Annotated in this window: 7 protein-coding genes, 21 tRNA genes and 3 rRNA genes; 2 read left to right on the plus strand and 29 right to left on the minus strand. The window is 43.7% G+C overall.

Annotated elements, in window-relative coordinates:
* Positions 1-189: 189 nt before the first annotated feature.
* The gene (locus BK575_RS24270; protein ID WP_078414130.1) at positions 190-981 is read left to right on the plus strand and encodes a TIGR00266 family protein; all 792 of its coding nucleotides are present in this window, start codon (positions 190-192) and stop codon (positions 979-981) included.
* A gap of 363 nt (positions 982-1,344) precedes the next feature.
* Positions 1,345-2,088, plus strand: coding sequence for a lipase family protein (locus BK575_RS24275; protein WP_078414131.1), 744 nt, complete (start codon positions 1,345-1,347; stop codon positions 2,086-2,088).
* Between the two features lie 109 nt (positions 2,089-2,197).
* Here the strand turns inward: BK575_RS24275 and BK575_RS24280 are convergent, their stop codons facing one another.
* The 29 genes from BK575_RS24280 to BK575_RS24420 all read right to left on the minus strand — a co-directional run bounded on the left by BK575_RS24280 (position 2,198) and on the right by BK575_RS24420 (position 17,860).
* A complete protein-coding gene (locus tag BK575_RS24280; protein WP_078414132.1) occupies positions 2,198-4,609 on the minus strand; it encodes a glycogen/starch/alpha-glucan phosphorylase in 2,412 nt (803 codons plus the stop codon).
* A gap of 16 nt (positions 4,610-4,625) precedes the next feature.
* Positions 4,626-6,050 carry a glycogen synthase GlgA gene (gene glgA / locus BK575_RS24285; RefSeq protein ID WP_078414133.1) on the minus strand — a complete coding sequence of 475 codons (1,425 nt, stop codon included), beginning with the start codon at positions 6,048-6,050 and terminating at the stop codon, positions 4,626-4,628.
* On the minus strand, positions 6,047-7,069 hold the full coding sequence (locus BK575_RS24290) for a GlgC family sugar phosphate nucleotidyltransferase (RefSeq protein ID WP_078414134.1): 1,023 nt from the start codon (positions 7,067-7,069) through the stop codon (positions 6,047-6,049). Before BK575_RS24290 ends, glgA begins: the two co-directional genes overlap by 4 nt.
* A gap of 15 nt (positions 7,070-7,084) precedes the next feature.
* Positions 7,085-8,242, minus strand: coding sequence for a glucose-1-phosphate adenylyltransferase (locus BK575_RS24295; protein ID WP_078414135.1), 1,158 nt, complete (start codon positions 8,240-8,242; stop codon positions 7,085-7,087).
* Positions 8,184-10,130, minus strand: coding sequence for a 1,4-alpha-glucan branching enzyme (glgB, locus tag BK575_RS24300; RefSeq protein WP_078414136.1), 1,947 nt, complete (start codon positions 10,128-10,130; stop codon positions 8,184-8,186). The genes BK575_RS24295 and glgB overlap by 59 nt, the downstream gene beginning before the upstream one ends.
* A 326-nt stretch (positions 10,131-10,456) precedes the next feature.
* Positions 10,457-10,528: transfer RNA gene (locus tag BK575_RS24305), tRNA-Glu, on the minus strand.
* Between the two features lie 8 nt (positions 10,529-10,536).
* Positions 10,537-10,627, minus strand: a tRNA-Ser gene (locus tag BK575_RS24310).
* Positions 10,628-10,631: 4 nt separating this feature from the next.
* A tRNA-Asn gene (locus tag BK575_RS24315) sits at positions 10,632-10,706 on the minus strand.
* Positions 10,707-10,709: 3 nt separating this feature from the next.
* A tRNA-Ile gene (locus tag BK575_RS24320) sits at positions 10,710-10,786 on the minus strand.
* A gap of 4 nt (positions 10,787-10,790) precedes the next feature.
* Positions 10,791-10,864 (minus strand) — tRNA-Gly (locus tag BK575_RS24325).
* Positions 10,865-10,888: 24 nt separating this feature from the next.
* Positions 10,889-10,961 (minus strand) — tRNA-His (locus BK575_RS24330).
* Positions 10,962-10,983: 22 nt separating this feature from the next.
* A tRNA-Phe gene (locus BK575_RS24335) sits at positions 10,984-11,059 on the minus strand.
* Positions 11,060-11,069: 10 nt separating this feature from the next.
* Positions 11,070-11,145: transfer RNA gene (locus tag BK575_RS24340), tRNA-Asp, on the minus strand.
* Between the two features lie 7 nt (positions 11,146-11,152).
* A tRNA-Met gene (locus tag BK575_RS24345) sits at positions 11,153-11,229 on the minus strand.
* 21 nt (positions 11,230-11,250) lie between these two features.
* Positions 11,251-11,343 (minus strand) — tRNA-Ser (locus BK575_RS24350).
* Between the two features lie 15 nt (positions 11,344-11,358).
* Positions 11,359-11,435: transfer RNA gene (locus BK575_RS24355), tRNA-Ile, on the minus strand.
* A gap of 23 nt (positions 11,436-11,458) precedes the next feature.
* Positions 11,459-11,532 (minus strand) — tRNA-Met (locus BK575_RS24360).
* Positions 11,533-11,584: 52 nt separating this feature from the next.
* Positions 11,585-11,660: transfer RNA gene (locus BK575_RS24365), tRNA-Ala, on the minus strand.
* 14 nt (positions 11,661-11,674) lie between these two features.
* Positions 11,675-11,751: transfer RNA gene (locus tag BK575_RS24370), tRNA-Pro, on the minus strand.
* Positions 11,752-11,879: 128 nt separating this feature from the next.
* A tRNA-Arg gene (locus BK575_RS24375) sits at positions 11,880-11,956 on the minus strand.
* A 136-nt stretch (positions 11,957-12,092) separates the two neighbouring features.
* Positions 12,093-12,181 (minus strand) — tRNA-Leu (locus BK575_RS24380).
* A 131-nt stretch (positions 12,182-12,312) separates the two neighbouring features.
* Positions 12,313-12,387 (minus strand) — tRNA-Gly (locus BK575_RS24385).
* A 12-nt stretch (positions 12,388-12,399) separates the two neighbouring features.
* A tRNA-Leu gene (locus BK575_RS24390) sits at positions 12,400-12,481 on the minus strand.
* Positions 12,482-12,490: 9 nt separating this feature from the next.
* A tRNA-Lys gene (locus tag BK575_RS24395) sits at positions 12,491-12,566 on the minus strand.
* Between the two features lie 7 nt (positions 12,567-12,573).
* Positions 12,574-12,649: transfer RNA gene (locus BK575_RS24400), tRNA-Thr, on the minus strand.
* A gap of 7 nt (positions 12,650-12,656) precedes the next feature.
* Positions 12,657-12,732, minus strand: a tRNA-Val gene (locus tag BK575_RS24405).
* Between the two features lie 25 nt (positions 12,733-12,757).
* Positions 12,758-12,873 (minus strand): 5S ribosomal RNA (gene rrf, locus BK575_RS24410).
* Between the two features lie 211 nt (positions 12,874-13,084).
* Positions 13,085-16,016, minus strand: a 23S ribosomal RNA gene (locus BK575_RS24415).
* Between the two features lie 294 nt (positions 16,017-16,310).
* Positions 16,311-17,860 (minus strand): 16S ribosomal RNA (locus tag BK575_RS24420).
* The 16S, 23S and 5S rRNA genes sit together here with 21 tRNA genes alongside, the layout of an rRNA operon.
* Between the last annotated feature and the right edge of the window lie 964 nt (positions 17,861-18,824).

The following is an 18,824-nucleotide window of genomic DNA, read 5'->3' on the forward strand; positions in this document are numbered from 1 at the left end:
TCATCCACCTGAAAGGCCCCATCACAAAATCCGTTAAAATTAGGGTTTGATGATGGGGCCTTTCAGCAGAAAACAATATTTTTTAATTTATTTAAGACTTATAGAATAATTTCTTTTACACAACTTTTAACAGGAATTCACGAACCTTTAACGAATAACCAAATAAAATTCTTTATTGAGGTGAACAGAATGAACTCTCATGAAATTGATTATTTTCTGCATGGTGATGATATGCAGTTTGTTGAAATCGAACTAGACCCCCATGAAAGCGTAATTGCCGAAGCGGGCGGGATGATGATGATGGAAGAAGGCATAGAAATGGAAACTATCTTCGGCGATGGCGCCCAGTCAGGACCTAAAGGCCTTTTTGGAAAACTAATGGGGGCCGGAAAACGTGTCTTAACGGGCGAAAGCTTGTTTATGACGGTATTTACAAACCAAGGTGCGGGCAAGCGCCGCGTATCCTTCGCATCTCCTTATCCCGGAAAAATTATTCCTATGGATTTAAGTGAGCTTAATGGAAAAGTCATCTGCCAAAAAGATGCTTTTTTATGTGCGGCTAAAGGAGTATCTGTCGGCATCGATTTTCAACGCCGATTAGGAACGGGTTTCTTTGGCGGTGAGGGATTCATCATGCAAAAACTAGAAGGGGACGGCCTTGCTTTTTTACATGCAGGAGGCACCATTTATAAGCGAGAGCTCCGCCCTGGTGAAATGCTGCGTATTGATACTGGCTGCCTTGTTGCTATGACAAAAGATATCGATTACAACATTGAATATGTCGGGAAGATCAAAACCGCTTTATTTGGCGGAGAAGGTCTTTTTTATGCTACATTAAGAGGTCCAGGAACTGTTTGGGTTCAATCACTTCCGTTTAGCCGCCTCGCTGATCGTATTTTCGCCAACGCTCCAGGCGGAAAGTCTACAGGAGAAGGCAGCATGCTTGGTGCACTCGGAGATTTATTGAACGGTGATGATTAAGAAAAGCGCAAGCGCCTTGGTCAAAGAAGGCCGACTAAGAACGCCACGTCAATCGCCAACGTCGGCATGACCTACATCCTGTGGGCCTAAGGAAATAGGGATTGACCCCGTATACGCTTTTTGCCTTATGAGGGCAATCATCTTTTCCCGTACTGAGCTAGGCGCTGGAGCTAGACACCAGTACTCATCGAAAAAATTATACTTTCTTATCTTTTAAAAGATGCCGGGAAGCGAAATATTTCCCGGCATTTTTATAGTGGTTTTAAAGTCCAATGTTGGTAAGGTTATTTGAATGCTGAACGAGCACCATTTCACCTATTTTTTCATAAGCTATGTTGCGAACTGTGAAAAGAAGGTGAAAAAATGGTACGGCAATTACTTATTCCTGACGAAACGGCTCTTTTTTTAGCCCAATGCTCTCAATTAGCATATGAACAGTCTGAGCAGAATGGTTTCTTTATGGTGCCGGAATCGTTTCAGCTTGTTCATTCTTTCAAAGCCCGTTCTTTTCATGTAGAAGAATGGTTTGGCTTTATTATTGAATCTCCGCTCGCTATTGTCGTATCATTCCGGGGAACCCACACTGATACCGATTGGATCAGCGATTTGCGATATGGTCAGGTCCCTTATCCATACGTCAAAAATGCAGGAAATGTCCACTCCGGCTTCCTCGATGTTTATAAATCATGCCGGGATGAGTTGGTGGATATTTTAAAAAATCTCTCTCCTTCAAAACCCATTTTCATTACAGGCCACAGTCTTGGAGGAGCCCTTGCAACACTACATGCTCTCGATGCGGCTGTTAACCTTGATGGTCGAACGATAGCCATGGTGAATTTCGGCAGCCCTCGTGTAGGAAATCCAGATTTTGTATACCAATATAAACAATACCTTCCCTATAGTATCAGATATGTCAATTCCGTTGATCTCGTGCCGTTCGTTCCCCTGCGAAAAATTTATTCTCCTCTTCATAAAACACACTTTAGCTATCGACATGTTCCTGAAGGTATCATGTTTTATTCCTATCAGCATTCGATAGAAGGTAATCACAGCATTCAAACGTATATTGATTTCTTAAGTTCCCATCGTTTTGCTGCCGAATTCTAAATTAGCTTTTCGTTTGGCTAGTCTAAAACCAACACTACAGTCTCAGCAAATAAATAGACATGGGTGTTCGCCCCATGTCTGTTTATTTATGTGGATGCATATAATGGCTTTATACAAAAGTGCCTTGTTCTAAAGATCGAATTCCCCAAATTTCATCTGCATATTCCCGAATTGTTCGATCACTTGAAAAATAGCCGGATTGTGCAGTGTTTATAATGCTTTTTTCAAGCCAAGTCTCTTGTGATTGATAAGCCGTGTTTACTTTTTCCTGAGCTAAGGTGTAAGAACCAAAATCCCTTAATACATAATACTGGTCATTTTGCATTAATAAAGAATCATAAATCGATTCAAAAAGATCAAAAGAATTTGGGAAAAATCCATTCAATAATTGCTCAAGCACTTGCTGAATACGCTTATCATAATGATAATAATCGTTGGAACGATATCCTCCATTCTGTTCATAATGAAGCACTTCTTCTGCTGTCAAACCGAATATGAACATATTATCGGATCCAACTCTTTCAAATATCTCAACGTTTGCCCCGTCCAATGTTCCAATGGTTAAAGCACCATTCATCATAAATTTCATGTTCCCTGTCCCTGATGCTTCTTTGCTTGCTGTGGAAATTTGCTCACTTACATCAGCCGCCGGAAATACGTACTCCGCTAACGACACCCGATAATTTTCAAGGAAAACTACCTTTAAAAAAGGTGATGTTTGTGGATCGTTATTGACTTTATCCGCAAGGGAATTAATTAATTTAATGATTTTTTTCGCATAATAATAGCCCGGTGAAGCTTTTGCACCAAAAATAAAAGTGCGCGGGTAAATTTCAAAAGATTTTTCTTCCTTTAATCGATTATATAAATACATGATATGCAACACATTCAATAACTGCCGTTTATAAGCATGCAGCCGCTTTACTTGAACATCAAAAATAGAGGTGTCGTCAATTATTATACCTGTTTGGCACTGAATAATCTCCGCAAGGATTGTCTTTCTTTCCTGCCTTACTCTCTTTATCGTTTCTTTGAAGCCGCTGTCAAAAGCGTATGGCATCAGCTTCTCCAAGTCTGAAGGATGGTGTACCCAGGAAGAGCCAATCGCATCTGTAATGGCAGAGGACAACTGGGGGTTTGCTTTCAACAGCCAGCGCCGATGCGTAATCCCATTTGTTTTATTATTAAATTTTTCAGGATACACTTCATAAAAATCTTTCATCTCTCTGTTTTTCAATATTTCCGTATGAAGCTTCGCTACACCATTTACTCGATAACTTCCAACGAGAGCCAAATGGGCCATTTTCACCATATCATGGGCAATAATCGCCATTTGCTCAATTTTTCTCCAATCACCAGGATAGCTCTCCCACAACTGTTTACAAAATCTCTCATTGATTTCTTGCACAATCATATAAATACGGGGCAATAAAGGTTGAAACAAGTGAACAGACCACTTCTCCAGCGCTTCCGACAACGTGGTGTGATTCGTATAGGAAATGGTATTTGTCGTAATGGTCCACGCTTCATCCCATCCCATATGTTCTTCATCCATTAAAATCCTCATCAATTCTGGAATGGCGAGGACAGGATGAGTATCATTAATATGGATAGCCACTTTCTCATGAAAGTTTTTGAGTGTTCCATACGTTTTGCGATGAGACAAAACAATACTCTGCAAGCTTGCCGATACAAGGAAATATTGCTGCTTCAGTCTTAAAACCTTCCCATCTTCATGAGTATCATCAGGATATAAAAATTCCGATACTGATTCGGTGTCTCGCTTATACTCCATGACATCTTTATGCACTGGGAATCGAGAAGGTTCTGCATTCCATAACCTCAATGTGTTCACAACGGGGGTTTGATACCCGATAACCGGAATGTCGTATGGGACAGCCATAATGGTTTCGGAATGAATATGACGGAAGGTTAAACGCCCTTTATCATACAGTGTTTCTACTTCGCCCCAAAAGCTGATTTCGACCGCTTCATCCACCTTCCGTACTTCCCAAGCGTTACCGTGACGAAGCCACTGTTCAGGAAGTTCGACTTGAAATCCATCGACGATTTTTTGATCGAACAATCCATGTTTATAACGAATTCCACACCCATGACCGGGCAGATTAGAAGATGCGAGAGAATCCAAGAAACAAGCTGCAAGACGTCCAAGCCCGCCGTTTCCAAGGCCCGCATCCGCCTCAATTCCTTCCATATCTTCCAAGTCGATTCCAAGTTCTTGAAGCCCTTCCCTTACTACCTCTCGAATACCGAGATTCGTTAAATTTTGCCCCAGCAATTTTCCCAATAGAAATTCAATGGATAAATAATACACTTGCTTTATATGAGAAGATCGCTGTTTTTCATTGGTAGCAATCCAATTGGAACTAATATATTCCCGCACCATATTCCCTAACGTATGATATTGATCATAAATCGTGGATTCCCTAAAACTTTTGCCATATGTCATCTCAAGCTTCTTTAAAAATGCCTGTTGAAAGCATTGTTTGTTAGAAAACATGTCGCTTTCACTCCTTTTACTTGGCCATCAGGCTTGCATAAAGCTGATTATACTTAAAAGCAGATTGGGTCCAGCTGTAGTCTCGGCTCATCGCTTCTTTCATCAGCTTCTCCCACACTTCTTGATTTTGATAAAATGCAAGTGCTCGTTGAATGGTATGAAGCATATCATGGGCATTGAAATTTGCAAATGTGAAGCCGTTTCCTTGTCCATTATGTTCATCGTATGACTGAACTGTATCATTCAGCCCTCCTGTTTCACGAACAATTGGAATCGCTCCGTATTTTAAAGCAATCAGCTGTCCTAATCCGCACGGTTCAAATTTAGACGGCATTAAAAATAAATCAGCGCTGGCATAGATAGAATGGGCAAGCTCTTCATCAAATCCAATTATTGTCCTTACCCTATCGCTGTATACTTGACTCATCTCCGTAAAGAATGCTTCAAATTTATGGTCGCCGCTGCCTAATACAACAAATTGTATGTTTTCACCTGCTATTTGATGAAAGACATGCTCCACCAGTTCTAAACCCTTCTGTTCCGTAAGACGTGTAACCATTGCTATCATAGGAACATTCTCATCTTGTGGAAGATTAAACTGCTTTTGAAGTGCCAGTTTATTTTTCTTCTTTTGATCAAGCGATTTAATAGAATAGCCATAGGGAATCGAAGTGTCAGAGGAAGGGCAATAGAGCTCGTCATCAATTCCATTTACAATCCCCACTAAATCTTCAGAACGCTTTCTTAGCAATCCATCCAATTTCTCGCCATAATAAGGCATTTGAATTTCATTCCGATAAGTGGGGCTTACGGTTGTAATTTTATCAGCTGAGACAAGCGCTGCTTTCATAAAATTCACATCACCATAGAATTCCAATTGGTTGGAAGTAAAATAAAAATCGCTTAAATTAAGCAAATCATAAAGAATGTTTCGCGGGAAAATACCTTGGAATTGCAAATTATGAATGGTAAAAACTGTTTGAACAGAAGCATAAATATCATACTCTGCTCTTAGCAAAAAGGGGATCATTCCCGTATGCCAATCATGGCAATGGATAATATCAGGCTGAAACTCCAAATAAGGAATACTTTCAATGACGGCACGACAAAAGAAGGAGAATCTTTCTGCATCATCATAATGACCATATAGCGAATCTCTTTTAAAATAATATTCGTTATCCAAGAATACGTATTGAACCCCATCTTGCTCCAAGATTTCAACACCGCAGTACTGACGTCTCCATCCAACTTGTACATAGAAAACTTTCTTTAATATCATTCGGTCCTTATATTTTTCTGAAATATGACTATATTTGGGCATTACCACACATACTTTCGTACCCAGTGCAGTTAATTCTTTTGGTAAAGCCCCTGCTACGTCTGCTAAGCCCCCCGTTTTCACAAATGGTACACACTCAGAGACGACAAATAATACTTTCACGAATTCATCAACGCTCCTTGCACAGTGCCTTTTTCAATCACATGCGTATGCTCTGGACTGCCTGTCAGCTCTGTATTTCTTTCTACCTTTACATCTTTGTCTAAAATTACATAATTTAATAAACTATTTTCTTTTACGATGCTTTTTTGCATAACGATACTGTTTTTTACCACTGCACCTTTTTCAATTTTAACCCCGCGGAAAATAATACTGTTTTCAACATGCCCTTCAATGACGCACCCATTCGCAATCATCGAATTTTTTACAACAGCCGTTTTCATATAGCGTGTCGGCGGCTCATCTTTCACCTTTGTAAAAATGGGTCTATCTTTTACAAATACTTGTTTCCATATTTGAGGATCTAGAATTTCCATACTTCTGCTAAAATAGGAAGCTACATCTGATATAACGGCCGTATATCCTACATGCTCATAACGAGACAAATGATATTTAGATGAATGATATTGAACAAATTCACTAATCGTAGTCACCGGGAAGCTTCCTTGATAAATTAAATCAATTAATAAAGCTGTTTCCAGTACATAAATTTGCAATGACTTTCCTTCATGATATACTTCAGTAATTTGAGCATTTGAACGGATATGGTGGTTCAACACATCTTGAAAATTAAGGTTGCAAATAGTAGAACTATTCGCGATCACTGCATATTTTTGTGTGCTTCTTAAGAAGTAGTCAATATGATAGCGAAGCTGTGCTACGATAGATGGTTGGCTGTCTAGTTCATCTGACTTTGGAGGAAATACAAACAAACCATCCCTTTTGCGATCCAAATCCCATTCTTTTCCCGAGCCAAGATGATCTAATAAAGAACGGTAATTATTTCTTGGAAAAAGGGCCACACTGTGAATTCCCGATTGAACTAAATTGGATAACATGAAATCTACCAAACGATATCTGCCCCCAAATGGAACGGCGGCAAACGTTCTAAATTTCGTCAAAGGCTTTAAATTATTCGTATATGGTGATGCATCTATAATTCCAAGCATTTGTTTGTTCATCAAAGCCTTCCCCCTCTATTTGGCTATCTTATTTTCTAATGTTTGAATTAATTCTTCCGTCACTAAAATTACTTCTTCGCTGTCAGAACTTGATTGAATAATTGTTCCATCAGGTACATGAATATTACCAGCTACAATAGCATTCTCAATGTAAACATTTGCCCCTATTTTTGCATCCGGCATAATGACTGAGCGTCTGACTAACGAATTTTCTCCAATCTGTACACCTTGAAATAAAACGCAATGATCGACATTTCCTTCAACGATGCAACCTTCATTAATGAGAGATTCCACTACTTCGGCAGCAGGGGAAACATATTGAGGCGGCTGATGAGGATTAACGGAATAAATGCGCCATGATTGCTCAAATAAATTTAATATGGATTTTTCCGAGAGCAAGTCCATATTGGCTTCCCATAGACTCTTGACTGTCCCTACATCTTTCCAATAACCCTGGAATGGATAAGCAAACAGTCTCTTCTTTTCTTCGAGTAATAAAGGGATGACATCTTTCCCAAAGTCATGGCTTGAATCCGGATTACGGGCATCCATTTCCAAATATTCTTTTAATAAAGACCACTTAAAAATGTAAATCCCCATGGAAGCTAAATTATTTTTAGGATGAGCCGGTTTTTCATCAAATTCAAGTACTTCTAACTGCTCATTTGTATTTAAAATGCCGAACCGACTCGCTTCATCCCAAGGGACCTCAATAACCGAGATTGTCGCGTCCGCGTTTTTCTCAATGTGATAATCAAGCATTTCACTATAATCCATTTTATAAATATGATCTCCAGATAAAACCAGTACGTATTCCGGTTCATGCTGCTTTAAGTAGTTCATGTTTTCATAAATAGCGCTTGCTGTTCCTTTATACCACTTTACTCCCGAAGACTCCGAATATGGAGGTAAAACTGTTACCCCCCCATCTCGACGGTCCAGGTCCCAGGCACTCCCAATACCTATATAAGAATGAAGCACCAACGGTTGATATTGGGTTAATACACCTACTGTTTCAATTCCTGAATTTGTACAATTGCTCAAGGTAAAATCGATAATGCGATATTTACCCCCAAATGGAACAGCCGGTTTTGCTAGATTTTGAGTCAATGAACTAAGTCTGCTTCCTTTTCCTCCTGCCAGTAACATTGCTACGCATTTTTTTTTGCCCATCTTGTTTTTTCTCCCCTCTTGATTTTCTAGCACGTAATATACTAATTCCAAATGGCGGGATATTCATTTCAATATGATACGGCTTCCCATGATACTCTTCTTCGACAACCTTTAATGCTTTTTTATTGGCAACACCCGAACCTCCAAAGACTTGATCATCGCTGTTTATAATTTCAATATAGGATGTAAGAAGCGGTACTCCGACTTTATAGTTTTCATAAGCTTCCTCAGAAAAATTGCATACGATGATATAAAGATCTTGTTCAATTTTGCCTTTGCGGATAAACGAGAAAATCCGTTGTTCATGATTATTCACATCAATCCATTCAAACCCTTGAGGATCATGGTCGAGTTCAAATAAAGGCTTACTTCTTCGGTAAATGGCTAATAGCTCTTTCATATAAAGGTTAAGCTTTCGATGCATCTCAAAATCAAACAACATCCAATCAAGCTGCTCGGTATCTTTCCACTCGTCAAACTGACCGAATTCTCCTCCCATAAATAGGAGTTTCTTACCAGGATGAGCGATTAAAAAACCATAGAGCAATCGAAGTTGCGCAAATTTACGCCAATAGTCTCCAGGCATCCTATTCAATAACGATTTTTTCCCGTGAACCACTTCGTCATGGGAAAAAGGCAAAATGAAATTCTCATTAAACGCATATAAAAGGGAAAATGTAATCTTCTCATGGAAATGCTTTCTCTCTTCAGGCTCTGCCTTCATATAAGTTAAAACGTCATTCATCCAGCCCATATTCCACTTATAATTAAAGCCCAGCCCTCCCATAAATACAGGAGCCGTTACTAAAGGCCAATCTGTAGAATCTTCTGCAATCATTAAAATATTTGAATCATAGGAAAAGAGTACTTCATTCAATTTTCTTAAAAATTGTACGGCGTAATCGTTTACTCTCATTTCATGTGAGTTTGGCCAGTAAAGGAGATTGGCCACTGCATCTACACGAAAGCCATCAATCTGGAAATATTCTAACCAATAAAGAGCATTAGAGATAAGAAAGCTGTGAACCTCTGGTTTAGATAAGTCGAAATTAGCAGTTCCCCATACGTAATTCTCTCGATCTAATTCATTTTCGTATTCATATAAAAACGTTCCATCAAACTTATATAAGCCATGTTCATCTTTGCAAAAATGACCAGGCACCCAGTCCAAAATGACCCCGATATTATGTTGATGGCATAAATCAATAAATTGTTTTAATTCTTCTGGCTTTCCATATCTGCTTGTAGGTGAATAATAGCCCGTTCCTTGATAACCCCATGATAGATCAAATGGATGCTCCACCAACGGCATCAGCTCAATATGAGTAAAGCCGTGCTCTATTACATAAGGAATTAACTCATCTGCTAATTCCATATAATCATAAAAAGCTCCGTCCTCATGTTTTTTCCAGGAACCAGCATGTAATTCATAGATAAATAAGGGTTTTTCATATAAATTGGTCAGTTTCTTTTTACGCTTCCAAGCTTTGTCATTCCATATGTAATGTCCTAGCTTATGAACTACTGACGCTGTATTAGGGCGGTGTTCACTGTAAAATGCATATGGATCAGCCTTGAGCAGTCGCTCTCCTTGTGCTGTATAAAGTTCGTACTTGTAAATAGTTCCCTCTTCTATTGAAGGAATGAATAAGACCCAAATGCCTTGTTCATTCATTCTATTCATTGAATGGGCTGTACCATTCCAGTTATTAAAGTCTCCCACTACTCTAACTTCAAGAGCATTGGGGGCCCATAGACAAAAACGTGTTCCTTTTATCCCTTGTTCATTTGTCATAATGTGAGCACCAAAAAGCTCATAAGCTTTAAACAAACTTCCTTCATGAAACAAATGCAGCTCATACTCTGTAGGTTGAATTGTTGATATCATTTTTGCCTCCCTTTCAACCTATAAATAGGTTTATCCTTTACACTATTCCATTTGTTTCATCTTTTACCTTCAAAAAAAATTCCCATTTTTCCGACAAAATAAACAATATATAAAAGAAAAATGTCGTTTTTTAGATGAAAAGCAACAAAAAAAGGAGTTGGCACACACTCTTCATTCGATGGCTTCACAGGTAAGAGCTCTATTTTATTTTATTCACAATGGAAAAATAAAAAAGACACCTTATACAATTCCAAGGTGTCTTTTTTATTACAATATTAAAATAACATAACAAAAAAGCAGTATGCGTAAGCTTACTGCTTTTAGAATGACCCGTACGGGATTCGAACCCGTGTTACCGCCGTGAAAGGGCGGTGTCTTAACCGCTTGACCAACGGGCCAAAATTTCTGGCAGAGAAGAAGGGATTCGAACCCTCGCGCCGCGTTAGCGACCTACTCCCTTAGCAGGGGAGCCCCTTGAGCCACTTGGGTACTTCTCTATATTGGCTCCACAGGTAGGACTCGAACCTACGACCGATCGGTTAACAGCCGATTGCTCTACCACTGAGCTACTGTGGAAAATGGTGGGCCTAAATGGACTCGAACCATCGACCTCACGCTTATCAGGCGTGCGCTCTAACCAGCTGAGCTATAGGCCCTTTATGGAGCGGGTGATGGGAATCGAACCCACGACATCAGCTTGGAAGGCTGAGGTTTTACCATTAAACTACACCCGCATGAATGAATATAAAATTTAAATGGGCGATTGATGGGAATCGAACCCACGAGTGCCAGAGCCACAATCTGGTGCGTTAACCACTTCGCCACAACCGCCATTGAATGTGACCTGTAAAAATGGTGGCTCGGGACGGAATCGAACCGCCGACACAAGGATTTTCAGTCCTTTGCTCTACCAACTGAGCTACCGAGCCTTTTTATAAATGGCGGTCCCGACGGGACTCGAACCCGCGATCTCCTGCGTGACAGGCAGGCATGTTAACCACTACACCACGGGACCACCTTATTGGTTGCGGGGACAGGATTTGAACCTGCGACCTTCGGGTTATGAGCCCGACGAGCTACCAGACTGCTCCACCCCGCGACAATAGAAATAAAATAAATATGGCGGAGGAAGAGGGATTCGAACCCCCGCGGGCTGTTACACCCCTGTCGGTTTTCAAGACCGATCCCTTCAGCCGGACTTGGGTATTCCTCCGTATTTCACTTTTAATGGTGGACCTTGTAGGACTCGAACCTACGACCGGACGGTTATGAGCCGTCTGCTCTAACCAGCTGAGCTAAAGGTCCTCTCATTTTTGAGATATATAAAGTAGCGGCGGAGGGAATCGAACCCACGACCTCACGGGTATGAACCGTACGCTCTAGCCAGCTGAGCTACGCCGCCATATATTGTCTAATATTTGATTATTAGCTCTTATACTTACTTTTCGTAAGAATGGTGGAGCCTAGCGGGATCGAACCGCTGACCTCCTGCGTGCAAGGCAGGCGCTCTCCCAGCTGAGCTAAGGCCCCATTATAAATTTACATGGTCGGGAAGACAGGATTCGAACCTGCGACCCCTTGGTCCCAAACCAAGTGCTCTACCAAGCTGAGCTACTCCCCGTTATGATCTAGCTATGGCTCCTAATCTTTCGATCGTTTCACTTCTTTCCATGAAACCAAAGAGCGGTTTTCTGTTCAGAAGCTCCAACGCCTCTCAAAATTGAAAAGTTGCCTTCGCTTTTTATAATATGGCGCGCCCGACAGGAGTCGAACCCATAACCTTCTGATCCGTAGTCAGACGCTCTATCCAATTGAGCTACGGGCGCATATTCATTAATTGTCCAGATGCGAAAGCCAAACTGTACGGCTGTTTTACTTCTTCCTGCGGAGTCAAAAAGCGACTCCTTCTCAGAAATTCCAACATCCTATCGGTTTAAGCGGGCTTTCTCCGCTTTTCTTGATTGGTGCCGAGGACCGGAATCGAACCGGTACGGTAGTCACCTACCGCAGGATTTTAAGTCCTGTGCGTCTGCCAGTTCCGCCACCCCGGCACTTACAATGTCTAGTTTCGGCTCCTAACCTTTCGGTCGTTTCACTTCTGCTATTAAAACCAAAAAGCGGTTTCTATATCCGAAGCTCCAACGCCTCTCAAGGCTGAACAGTCGCCTACACTTTTCTGTACTGGAGCGGAAGACGGGATTCGAACCCGCGACCCCCACCTTGGCAAGGTGGTGTTCTACCACTGAACTACTTCCGCAATATTTAAAAGTGCGGGTGAAGGGACTTGAACCCCCACGCCTTGCGGCGCCAGATCCTAAGTCTGGTGCGTCTGCCAATTCCGCCACACCCGCATATTAAACTGGTGAGCCATGAAGGACTCGAACCTTCGACCCTCTGATTAAAAGTCAGATGCTCTACCGACTGAGCTAATGGCTCGTACAAATGGTGCCGGCGAGAGGACTTGAACCCCCAACCTACTGATTACAAGTCAGTTGCTCTACCAATTGAGCTACACCGGCAAATGAATGGTGGAGGATGACGGGATCGAACCGCCGACCCCCTGCTTGTAAGGCAGGTGCTCTCCCAGCTGAGCTAATCCTCCAACAAAAATGGTATATTTTTGTTTAGCCTGGCAACGTCCTACTCTCACAGGGGGAAACCCCCAACTACCATCGGCGCTGAAGAGCTTAACTTCCGTGTTCGGCATGGGAACGGGTGTGACCTCTTCGCTATCGCCACCAGACATATAACATTTTATAATATCGAAATGAAGATGTCAACTTTTTTAAAAGTTATTCCTTCAAAACTAGATAACAAGCTGCTGAGTATTCGTGGCTAGCTACACAAGCTATGCTTTACGGTAATTCTACCATCTCCCCACGAAGTCAAAGATCGACTTCTCGTCGGCGGTTACAATTCCTTATGAGCATGAACGAGCTTGTTCCGCTTTTCTTTAGGTTAAGTCCTCGATCGATTAGTATCAGTCAACTCCACATGTCGCCATGCTTCCATCTCTGACCTATCAACCTGATCATCTTTCAGGGATCTTACTAGCTTGACGCTATGGGAAATCTCATCTTGAGGGGGGCTTCATGCTTAGATGCTTTCAGCACTTATCCCGTCCGCACATAGCTACCCAGCGATGCCTTTGGCAAGACAACTGGTACACCAGCGGTGCGTCCATCCCGGTCCTCTCGTACTAAGGACAGCTCCTCTCAAATTTCCTGCGCCCGCGACGGATAGGGACCGAACTGTCTCACGACGTTCTGAACCCAGCTCGCGTACCGCTTTAATGGGCGAACAGCCCAACCCTTGGGACCGACTACAGCCCCAGGATGCGATGAGCCGACATCGAGGTGCCAAACCTCCCCGTCGATGTGGACTCTTGGGGGAGATAAGCCTGTTATCCCCGGGGTAGCTTTTATCCGTTGAGCGATGGCCCTTCCATGCGGAACCACCGGATCACTAAGCCCGACTTTCGTCCCTGCTCGACTTGTAGGTCTCGCAGTCAAGCTCCCTTGTGCCTTTACACTCTACGAATGATTTCCAACCATTCTGAGGGAACCTTTGGGCGCCTCCGTTACATTTTAGGAGGCGACCGCCCCAGTCAAACTGCCCACCTGACACTGTCTCCCACCCCGATGAGGGGTGCGGGTTAGAATTTCAATACAGCCAGGGTAGTATCCCACCGACGCCTCCACCGAAGCTAGCGCTCCGGCTTCCAAGGCTCCTACCTATCCTGTACAAGCTGTACCAAAATTCAATATCAGGCTACAGTAAAGCTCCACGGGGTCTTTCCGTCCTGTCGCGGGTAACCTGCATCTTCACAGGTACTATAATTTCACCGAGTCTCTCGTTGAGACAGTGCCCAGATCGTTACACCTTTCGTGCGGGTCGGAACTTACCCGACAAGGAATTTCGCTACCTTAGGACCGTTATAGTTACGGCCGCCGTTTACTGGGGCTTCGGTTCAAAGCTTCGCTTGCGCTAACCTCTCCCCTTAACCTTCCAGCACCGGGCAGGTGTCAGCCCCTATACTTCGCCTTACGGCTTCGCAGAGACCTGTGTTTTTGCTAAACAGTCGCCTGGGCCTATTCACTGCGGCTCTCTCGGGCTTGCACCCTATCAGAGCACCCCTTCTCCCGAAGTTACGGGGTCATTTTGCCGAGTTCCTTAACGAGAGTTCTCTCGAACACCTTAGGATTCTCTCCTCGCCTACCTGTGTCGGTTTGCGGTACGGGTACCTCCCACCTCGCTAGAGGCTTTTCTTGGCAGCGTGAAATCAGGAACTTCGGTACTCTATTTCCCTCGCCATCACAGCTCAGCCTTACGGTGAACGGATTTGCCTATTCACCAGCCTTACTGCTTGGACGCGCATATCCAACAGCGCGCTTACCCTATCCTTCTGCGTCCCCCCATTGCTCAAACGGTGGGGAGGTAGTACAGGAATATCAACCTGTTATCCATCGCCTACGCCTTTCGGCCTCGGCTTAGGTCCCGACTAACCCTGAGCGGACGAGCCTTCCTCAGGAAACCTTAGGCATACGGTGGACAAGATTCTCACTTGTCTTTCGCTACTCATACCGGCATTCTCACTTCTAAGCGCTCCACCAGTCCTTACGGTCTAGCTTCACCGCCCTTAGAACGCTCTCCTACCACTGACATCGCAGATGTCAATCCACAGCTTCGGTGATACGTTTAGCCCCGGTACATTTTCGGCGCAGAGTCACTCGACCAGTGAGCTATTACGCACTCTTTAAATGGTGGCTGCTTCTAAGCCAACATCCTGGTTGTCTAAGCAACTCCACATCCTTTTCCACTTAACGTATACTTTGGGACCTTAGCTGGTGGTCTGGGCTGTTTCCCTCTTGACTACGGATCTTATCACTCGCAGTCTGACTCCCAAGAATAAGTCATCGGCATTCGGAGTTTGACTGAATTCGGTAACCCGTTGGGGGCCCCTAGTCCAATCAGTGCTCTACCTCCGAGACTCTTATCTTGAGGCTAGCCCTAAAGCTATTTCGGAGAGAACCAGCTATCTCCAAGTTCGATTGGAATTTCTCCGCTACCCACACCTCATCCCCGCACTTTTCAACGTGCGTGGGTTCGGGCCTCCATCCAGTGTTACCTGGACTTCACCCTGGACATGGGTAGATCACCTGGTTTCGGGTCTACGACCACATACTCATTCGCCCTATTCAGACTCGCTTTCGCTGCGACTCCGTCTCTTCAACTTAACCTTGCATGGGATCGTAACTCGCCGGTTCATTCTACAAAAGGCACGCCATCACCCGTTAACGGGCTCTGACTACTTGTAGGCACACGGTTTCAGGTTCTCTTTCACTCCCCTTCCGGGGTGCTTTTCACCTTTCCCTCACGGTACTGGTTCACTATCGGTCACTAGGGAGTATTTAGCCTTGGGAGATGGTCCTCCCAGCTTCCAACGGGATTTCACGTGTCCCGCTGTACTCAGGATCCACTCAAGAGGGAACGAAGTTTCAACTACAGGGTTGTTACCTTCTTCGACGGGCCTTTCCAGACCTCTTCGTCTACTCCGTTCCTTTGTAACTCCGTATAGAGTGTCCTACAACCCCAAGAGGCAAGCCTCTTGGTTTGGGCTAATTCCGTTTCGCTCGCCGCTACTCAGGAAATCGCAATTGCTTTCTCTTCCTCCGGGTACTTAGATGTTTCAGTTCCCCGGGTCTGCCATCAATATCCTATGTATTCAGATAAAGATACTGTTCCATTACGAACAGTGGGTTTCCCCATTCGGAAATCTCCGGATCAAAGCTCACTTACAGCTCCCCGAAGCATATCGGTGTTAGTCCCGTCCTTCATCGGCTCCTAGTGCCAAGGCATCCACCGTGCGCCCTTTCTAACTTAACCTTGCGGTAAAAGATTAGCGTCGAATTTCTTCGTTGGCTTCGTTTCTGCGCTGCTCACGTATATAAATACGCTGTGCTGCTCGAAACTTCGCCGCCTCGAACTTCTCGCTTCTCTTTTCCCTTTGTTCATTGACAAAGGATTTATGTTTAGAAAAGTTTTCACTTTCCTCAGCTATTACTGTTATCTAGTTTTCAAAGAACAACCATGTACCTTCAGGTACACTTATCAACTTGAAGGATGAACCTTCAAAACTGAACAAAACGTTTCGTCAACGACTCTTGTAAAAATCCTTAGAAAGGAGGTGATCCAGCCGCACCTTCCGATACGGCTACCTTGTTACGACTTCACCCCAATCATCTACCCCACCTTAGGCGGCTGGCTCCTTACGGTTACCTCACCGACTTCGGGTGTTGCAAACTCTCGTGGTGTGACGGGCGGTGTGTACAAGGCCCGGGAACGTATTCACCGCGGCATGCTGATCCGCGATTACTAGCGATTCCGGCTTCATGCAGGCGAGTTGCAGCCTGCAATCCGAACTGAGAACGGTTTTATGAGATTAGCTCCACCTCGCGGTCTTGCGACTCTTTGTACCGTCCATTGTAGCACGTGTGTAGCCCAGGTCATAAGGGGCATGATGATTTGACGTCATCCCCACCTTCCTCCGGTTTGTCACCGGCAGTCACCTTAGAGTGCCCAACTAAATGCTGGCAACTAAGATCAAGGGTTGCGCTCGTTGCGGGACTTAACCCAACATCTCACGACACGAGCTGACGACAACCATGCACCACCTGTCACTCTGTCCCCCGAAGGGGAACGCTCTATCTCTAGAGTTGTCAGAGGATGTCAAGACCTGGTAAGGTTCTTCGCGTTGCTTCGAATTAAACCACATGCTCCACCGCTTGTGCGGGCCCCCGTCAATTCCTTTGAGTTTCAGCCTTGCGGCCGTACTCCCCAGGCGGAGTGCTTAATGCGTTAGCTGCAGCACTAAGGGGCGGAAACCCCCTAACACTTAGCACTCATCGTTTACGGCGTGGACTACCAGGGTATCTAATCCTGTTTGCTCCCCACGCTTTCGCGCCTCAGCGTCAGTTACAGACCAGAAAGCCGCCTTCGCCACTGGTGTTCCTCCACATCTCTACGCATTTCACCGCTACACGTGGAATTCCGCTTTCCTCTTCTGCACTCAAGTTCCCCAGTTTCCAATGACCCTCCACGGTTGAGCCGTGGGCTTTCACATCAGACTTAAGGAACCGCCTGCGCGCGCTTTACGCCCAATAATTCCGGACAACGCTTGCCACCTACGTATTACCGCGGCTGCTGGCACGTAGTTAGCCGTGGCTTTCTGGTTAGGTACCGTCAAGGTACCAGCAGTTACTCTGGTACTTGTTCTTCCCTAACAACAGAGCTTTACGACCCGAAGGCCTTCATCGCTCACGCGGCGTTGCTCCGTCAGACTTTCGTCCATTGCGGAAGATTCCCTACTGCTGCCTCCCGTAGGAGTCTGGGCCGTGTCTCAGTCCCAGTGTGGCCGATCACCCTCTCAGGTCGGCTACGCATCGTTGCCTTGGTGAGCCGTTACCTCACCAACTAGCTAATGCGCCGCGGGCCCATCTGTAAGTGATAGCCGAAGCCATCTTTCAACCAAGGACCATGTGGTCCTCGGTGTTATCCGGTATTAGCTCCGGTTTCCCGAAGTTATCCCAGTCTTACAGGCAGGTTGCCCACGTGTTACTCACCCGTCCGCCGCTGACTTCAGGGAGCAAGCTCCCATCTGTCCGCTCGACTTGCATGTATTAGGCACGCCGCCAGCGTTCGTCCTGAGCCAGGATCAAACTCTCCGAAGAAATGTTTGACTTGCTCATAATAAAATAGAATTAACGTTGACGTTTTTTTGTTTTGTTCAGTTTTCAAAGTTCATTATCGCTCGTAAGCGACTTTTTAATCTTATCAAAATGTTATTTTTTTGTCAATAACATTTTTCGTCTTTTTTGTCATTCCCGTTCTTTCGTGTACTCTTATCGGGCGACGAATATAAATATATCATGACCATTTCTATAATGCAATAGTTTTTTTCAAAAAGAAAGAAGAGCTAAATTATCAGCTTACTTTTATGTAAGCTTTCTTAAATAAACATTATCGAATTCCCTATGTAGAAAACACTCTCAATTCCACAATAGTATTCGTTTCTAATCAGCCACCCTCTTGAAGCTTCATAAGATCTAGATGATTCTATCTGGCTGTTTTGGTCATACTGAATATCGTAGGTCGTTCTATATATTTTTTAAGTTGTTGTTCTCTTTACTATCCCAGGACTTCATTGATTATATAATCGCATTTACATTGGTAGGGGTGGCAAGAATTGTTTCTGCTTCTTCTATATATAAAAGCTACAAACAATTAAGCAAGAACGTGCAGTCTTGTTATATGTAACATGAGGAGCATTCACAGGGAGTTTATTACGTTACTTATACCACACATCCGTAGTCATTTTCTTTGCTGAATATGCCCCCTATCCCTACTACATTCCGTTATCTACAATAAGACTTATATACTTCCAGGCTTCATTAATAAGCGCTATCATTACCTGCTTAGTTATTCGCTCTACAAAAAGACTTGTCCTTAATTGCTAAATTATACGGAACAAAAGGGGCACAAATAAACATATTTGCGCCCCTTTTGTTCCGTAGATTTACCAAGTAAATTTCTATCATATCTTATTCCCCAAAAACATAGATTCTATTATCACTTGTATTAAAGATAACAGGGAGGTTTACATCGTGATAGAGATGATAAGGCTCGCAATGTTCA

Origin of the sequence: Priestia abyssalis, assembly GCF_002019595.1 — a bacterium.
Lineage (GTDB): Bacteria > Bacillota > Bacilli > Bacillales > Bacillaceae_H > Bacillus_BA > Bacillus_BA abyssalis.